Source organism: Ruegeria sp. CH11 (genome assembly GCF_056537105.1).
In genome coordinates this window covers 1-818 of the sequence record NZ_JBQFQX010000057.1, presented here as the reverse complement: position 1 = coordinate 818, position 818 = coordinate 1, and the positions used below count along the sequence as shown (strand labels likewise).

Genomic DNA, 818 nt, shown 5'->3' with positions numbered 1-818 from the left:
GGTTCTGTCGCAAACTTTAGATGGCAGAGCATCAGTTGAATTGGAGATCGGTTTACCCCGCCAATCGGGCGAACTGCTGAAATGGACGGAGTCCGGACGTGAATTGACTTTTGCGGATCATGTTGACCAGTTCGATGCCAGCCAGGGCAGATGCAGCTGAATCGAAAGACTTGAAACCCAGCATGGGCCTGATCCGACGTTTGATGAAGCGATGGTCTTGTTCAATGATGTTGTTGAGGTATTTCCGTCTGACCATCTCAATCGGTACCGGACAACCAAAGCCTTTCAGCATCTTGTTTATTGCTTTGATGCCAGCTGTGTTCGCACCGCTTTTGTCGATGACAATTTTCCGTGGCAAACCGTTCGCCTCAAGCGCACGAGCGAAGAACTTGGTCGCAGCCGCTTTATTCCGGCGCTTGGATAGCATGAAATCAAGGGTCTTTCCGTGTTTGTCGATGGCGCGATAGAGATAAACCCACTCACCCTTCACCTTCACATAGGTCTCATCCATGCGCCATGAACGATCGGCTGGGCGCTTTTTGTACCGTGAAGCATCAGCTACAAGGCCCGCATATCGACTCACCCAACGGTTCAGCGTCGCGTGATCCAGTTTAACGCCTCTTTCCGCCATGATTTCTTCCAGATCCCGATATGACACACCGTATCGGAGATAGAAGAAAACAGCGTACAAGATCACTTCTTTCGGAAAGTGCGCGCCCTTGAATGAGATTGTCACGGTCTGCTCCTGTAATTTTGAGCATGCGCTACCAAAACTACGTTTGACCTGACAGGTGGGAATTAATTTTGCGACAGAACCG

General features: G+C 50.1%; 1 protein-coding gene. It reads right to left on the bottom strand.

Features of this window, described 5'->3' with window-relative positions:
- Positions 1–52 precede the first annotated feature (52 nt).
- Entirely contained in the window at positions 53–736 is a 684-nt protein-coding gene (locus ACR0LX_RS22980; RefSeq protein ID WP_480785637.1) for an IS6 family transposase, read from the bottom strand.
- Positions 737–818: the final 82 nt, after the last annotated feature.